The 5,577-nt window shown below is 46.3% G+C and carries 2 tRNA genes and 3 rRNA genes; all 5 read right to left on the reverse strand.

The features are described from left to right. Nucleotides 1-45: 45 nt before the first annotated feature. The 5 genes from rrf to ACTJIV_RS20270 all read right to left on the reverse strand — a co-directional run bounded on the left by rrf (nucleotide 46) and on the right by ACTJIV_RS20270 (nucleotide 5,249). Nucleotides 46-153: ribosomal RNA gene (rrf, locus tag ACTJIV_RS20250) — 5S ribosomal RNA — on the reverse strand. Between the two features lie 190 nt (nucleotides 154-343). Further along, a 23S ribosomal RNA gene (locus ACTJIV_RS20255) occupies nucleotides 344-3,107 on the reverse strand. 157 nt (nucleotides 3,108-3,264) lie between these two features. Next, nucleotides 3,265-3,338: transfer RNA gene (locus ACTJIV_RS20260), tRNA-Ala, on the reverse strand. A 102-nt stretch (nucleotides 3,339-3,440) separates the two neighbouring features. Further along, nucleotides 3,441-3,514, reverse strand: a tRNA-Ile gene (locus ACTJIV_RS20265). A 218-nt stretch (nucleotides 3,515-3,732) separates the two neighbouring features. Beyond that, nucleotides 3,733-5,249: ribosomal RNA gene (locus tag ACTJIV_RS20270) — 16S ribosomal RNA — on the reverse strand. Together the 16S, 23S and 5S rRNA genes with 2 tRNA genes alongside form the textbook arrangement of a ribosomal RNA operon. Nucleotides 5,250-5,577 lie beyond the last annotated feature (328 nt).

Genomic DNA, 5,577 nt, shown 5'->3' on the forward strand with positions numbered 1-5,577 from the left:
AAAAAAAGTCTCATACAAACTGTGTTGTATGAGACTTTTAATAAAAACTGGCGGCGGCCTACTCTCCCGCTTTCGCAGTACCATCGGCGCTGGTGGGCTTAACTTCTGTGTTCGGAATGGGAACAGGTGAGCCCCACCGCTAAAACCACCCTAAAGAAGGTATATATGATTTAGATTAAAATATTCAGAGAATTAGGAGATTCAGAGATTATTAATCTCTAAATTTCTAAATCTTTTAATTTCTTAATACTAAAAGATAATCGATAAAAACGTTCACAAAGACAAAACCTTGACTGCGCATAAAAGGCTTGTATAATTTTATTATATTGATATAGCAACCATAGGCTATAAATCTACGGGTAATTAGTACTACTCGGCTATGACATTACTGCCTTTACACCTGTAGCCTATCAACGTCGTCATCTCCAACGACCCTTAAAAGATGTCTCATCTTGAGGCGAGTTTCGCACTTATATGCTTTCAGTGCTTATCTCTTCCAAACGTAGCTACTCAGCGGTGCACCTGGCGGTACAACTGATACACCAGAGGTTTGTTCAATTCGGTCCTCTCGTACTAGAATCAAGCCCTCTCAAACATCTAACGCCCGCAATAGATAGAGACCGAACTGTCTCACGACGTTCTGAACCCAGCTCGCGTGCCACTTTAATGGGCGAACAGCCCAACCCTTGGGACCTTCTCCAGCCCCAGGATGTGACGAGCCGACATCGAGGTGCCGAACCTCCCCGTCGATGTGAGCTCTTGGGGGAGACTAGCCTGTTATCCCCGGAGTACCTTTTATCCTATGAGCGATGGCCCTTCCATACGGAACCACCGGATCACTATGTCCTGCTTTCGCACCTGATCGACTTGTTGGTCTCACAGTCAAGCACCCTTATGCCATTACACTCTACGCACGGTTACCAAGCGTGCTGAGGGTACCTTTGAAAGCCTCCGTTACTCTTTTGGAGGCGACCACCCCAGTCAAACTACCCACCACGCAATGTCCTTCTTAAAGAAGTTAGGCTCCAAGTAAGTAAAGGGTGGTATTTCAACGTTGGCTCCACCAACACTAGCGTGCCGGCTTCAAAGCCTCCCACCTATCCTACACATTACTTACTCAAAGTCAATACGAAGTTATAGTAAAGGTTCACAGGGTCTTTTCGTCCCATTGCGGGTAATCGGCATCTTCACCGATACTACAATTTCACCGAGCTCGTGGCTGAGACAGTGCCCAGATCGTTACACCATTCGTGCAGGTCGGAACTTACCCGACAAGGAATTTCGCTACCTTAGGACCGTTATAGTTACGGCCGCCGTTTACTGGGGCTTCAGTCAAACGCTTCGCTTACGCTAACGCCCTTCCTTAACCTTCCAGCACCGGGCAGGTGTCAGACCCTATACAGCATCTTTCGATTTAGCAGAGTCCTGTGTTTTTGATAAACAGTCGCCTGGGCCTCTTCACTGCGGCCACCATTGCTGATGGCGTCTCTTCTTCCGAAGTTACGAGACTATTTTGCCTAGTTCCTTAGCCACGACTCACTCGAGCACCTTAGGATTCTCTCCTCGACTACCTGTGTCGGTTTTGGTACGGGTTGCTTCACTTCGGCTTTTCTTGGAAGCACTTTCCCTGCAGCAGCTTCGCCCGAAGGCTAGGCCTTGACTATTCCGTCAGTCTCCAGCAGGTACGGCACTCCGTCCCCTTTTTAGTGTGAGCAAGTATGGGAATATTAACCCATTGTCCATCCACTACCCCTTTCGGGTTCGCGTTAGGTCCCGACTAACCCTCAGCTGATTAGCATGGCTGAGGAAACCTTAGTCTTTCGGTGAGGGGGTTTCTCGCCCCCTTTATCGTTACTTATGCCTACATTTTCTTTTCTGTCCGCTCCACAATACCTCACGATACTGCTTCGGCGCAAACAGAATGCTCTCCTACCAGATATACCCAGAAGGTATAAATCCATAGCTTCGGTAATATGTTTATGCCCGATTATTATCCATGCCGGACCGCTCGACTAGTGAGCTGTTACGCACTCTTTAAATGAATGGCTGCTTCCAAGCCAACATCCTAGCTGTCAATGCAGTCCAACCGCGTTGCTTCAACTTAACATATATTTGGGGACCTTAGCTGTTGGTCTGGGTTCTTTCCCTCTCGGACATGGACCTTAGCACCCATGCCCTCACTGCCGACGAACATTTATTAGCATTCGGAGTTTGTCAGGAATTGGTAGGTGGTGAAACCCCCGCATCCAATCAGTAGCTCTACCTCTAATAAACTTAACATCGACGCTGCACCTAAATGCATTTCGGAGAGTACGAGCTATCTCCCAGTTTGATTGGCCTTTCACCCCTACCCACAGGTCATCCGAAGACTTTTCAACGTCAACCGGTTCGGTCCTCCACTCTGTGTTACCAGAGCTTCAACCTGCCCATGGGTAGATCACAAGGTTTCGCGTCTAATCCTACTAACTAAGCGCCCTATTCAGACTCGCTTTCGCTCCGGCTCCGGACCTGAAGTCCTTAACCTCGCTAGTAAAATTAACTCGTAGGCTCATTATGCAAAAGGCACGCCGTCACCCAACTTGTGGGCTCCGACCGCTTGTAGGCGTACGGTTTCAGGTTCTATTTCACCCTTCTATTCGAAGTGCTTTTCACCTTTCCTTCACAGTACTTGTTCACTATCGGTCTTTCAGGAGTATTTAGCCTTGGAGGATGGTCCCCCCATATTCAGACAGGATTTCACGTGTCCCGCCCTACTCATTTATCATCAAAATATGCCTTTCAAATACGGGGCTATCACCCTCTATGGCTGTTCTTTCCAGAACATTCTTTTAAACATATAAAGACTTTTGGGCTAATCCGCTTTCGCTCGCCGCTACTTACGGAATCTCTTCGATTTCTTTTCCTCCGGGTACTTAGATGTTTCAGTTCTCCGGGTTTGCTCTCTAAATAAATTTAGAGTAATACATCTTCAATGTATTGGGTTGCCCCATTCGGACATCTGCGGATCAATTCGTGTGTGCCGATCCCCGCAGCTTTTCGCAGCTTACCGCGTCCTTCTTCGCCTCTGAAAGCCTAGGCATCCGCCATACGCCCTTAACGATTTCTTTCCTATTTTTGGTTACTCAAGCGCTCTTATGCGCTCGGTTTTCTCTTTGTGATGTCTTTACCGTTAATGTCAATGATCTTAATGTCTTTCTTTCAGCTTGATGAACAGATGTTGTTTTTGGCTCCATCCGTAACTTTTAAATCAAGCTTCCAAAACTGTGGAGAATAAGGGAGTCGAACCCTTGACCTCCTGCGTGCAAGGCAGGCGCTCTAGCCAGCTGAGCTAATTCCCCCTCTAGTAAGATTAATAAATTCAGAGATTCTGAGATTAAAAGATTCGCTTTTGCTAATTTCTTAATAACTTAATTTCTCAATATCTTAATCCCTTCAATTAGTAGTCTCGGGCAGGCTCGAACTGCCGACCTCTACATTATCAGTGTAGCGCTCTAACCAGCTGAGCTACGAGACTTCATTAATTTTAAATTTTAAATTTTGAATTTTAAATTAATTTTCAAATCTAAAATCTATAATTTACAATCTAAAATCTCTCTCCCTCTGATACTAATTTCTAGTGGGTTTTGTATTTTTATAATATATAGCAACCAAATAAAAAACTAAAGCTTTACTTTAAGCAGAATCAATGGTACCGAAGTACCTAATTTTGTTTATCGTCTAAAAGACGCTCTAAAATGAGATGTTCCAGCCGCACCTTCCGGTACGGCTACCTTGTTACGACTTAGCCCTAGTTACCTGTTTTACCCTAGGCAGCTCCTGTTACGGTCACCGACTTCAGGTACCCCAGACTTCCATGGCTTGACGGGCGGTGTGTACAAGGCCCGGGAACGTATTCACCGCGCCATGGCTGATGCGCGATTACTAGCGATTCCAGCTTCATAGAGTCGAGTTGCAGACTCCAATCCGAACTGAGACCGGCTTTCGAGATTTGCATCACATCGCTGTGTAGCTGCCCTCTGTACCGGCCATTGTATTACGTGTGTGGCCCAAGGCGTAAGGGCCGTGATGATTTGACGTCATCCCCACCTTCCTCTCTACTTGCGTAGGCAGTCTCACTAGAGTCCCCAACTGAATGATGGCAACTAGTGACAGGGGTTGCGCTCGTTGCAGGACTTAACCTAACACCTCACGGCACGAGCTGACGACAACCATGCAGCACCTTGAAAATTGCCCGAAGGACGGTCTATTTCTAAACCAATCAATTCCCATTTAAGCCTTGGTAAGGTTCCTCGCGTATCATCGAATTAAACCACATAATCCACCGCTTGTGCGGGCCCCCGTCAATTCCTTTGAGTTTCATTCTTGCGAACGTACTCCCCAGGTGGCTAACTTATCACTTTCGCTTAGTCTCTGAACCCGAAAGCCCAAAAACGAGTTAGCATCGTTTACGGCGTGGACTACCAGGGTATCTAATCCTGTTCGCTCCCCACGCTTTCGTCCATCAGCGTCAGTTGTTGCTTAGTAACCTGCCTTCGCAATTGGTGTTCTAAGTAATATCTATGCATTTCACCGCTACACTACTTATTCCAGCTACTTCAACAACACTCAAGACCCGCAGTATCAATGGCAGTTTCACAGTTAAGCTGTGAGATTTCACCACTGACTTACGAGTCCGCCTACGGACCCTTTAAACCCAATAAATCCGGATAACGCTTGCACCCTCCGTATTACCGCGGCTGCTGGCACGGAGTTAGCCGGTGCTTATTCGTACAGTACCTTCAGCTTCCCACACGTGGAAAGGTTTATCCCTGTACAAAAGAAGTTTACAACCCATAGGGCCGTCGTCCTTCACGCGGGATGGCTGGATCAGGCTCTCACCCATTGTCCAATATTCCTCACTGCTGCCTCCCGTAGGAGTCTGGTCCGTGTCTCAGTACCAGTGTGGGGGATCACCCTCTCAGGCCCCCTAAGGATCGTTGACTTGGTAGGCCGTTACCCTACCAACTATCTAATCCTGCGCGTGCCCATCTTTATCCACCGGAGTTTTCAATATCAAATGATGCCATTTAATATATTATGGGGCATTAATCTTCCTTTCGAAAGGCTATTCCCCTGATAAAGGCAGGTTGCACACGTGTTCCGCACCCGTGCGCCGCTCTCAAGATTCCGAAGAATCTCTACCGCTCGGCTTGCATGTGTTAGGCCTCCCGCTAGCGTTCATCCTGAGCCAGGATCAAACTCTCCATTGTATGTTTTTCCTGACCCACTCAAAGTTTTTTTACGCTTTAGTTTTTTTCTTACTTGGTTGTATATTGTATGTCAATGATCTTTTTTCTTTCCGCAATATATAAAGAAGCTTTTCTGTCGTTCTGTTCCTTATTTGCGGTTGCAAAAGTAATTATTTATTTCTAACCAGCCAAATGTTTCAAAGGAAAATTTTAAAGTTTTTTAAGTAACCTTAACCCCTTCTGACACTCCAATCTGTACTCACTCCTGCGCCCCGTTTAACCGGACTGCAAAGATACAAAAAAAATTAAAACCCACAACTTTTATTTATTAAAATATTGCTAAGCTTTT

Source organism: Chryseobacterium sp. 22532, from assembly GCF_052044665.1.
In the GTDB taxonomy this organism is placed as follows: Bacteria; Bacteroidota; Bacteroidia; order Flavobacteriales; family Weeksellaceae; genus Chryseobacterium; species Chryseobacterium lathyri.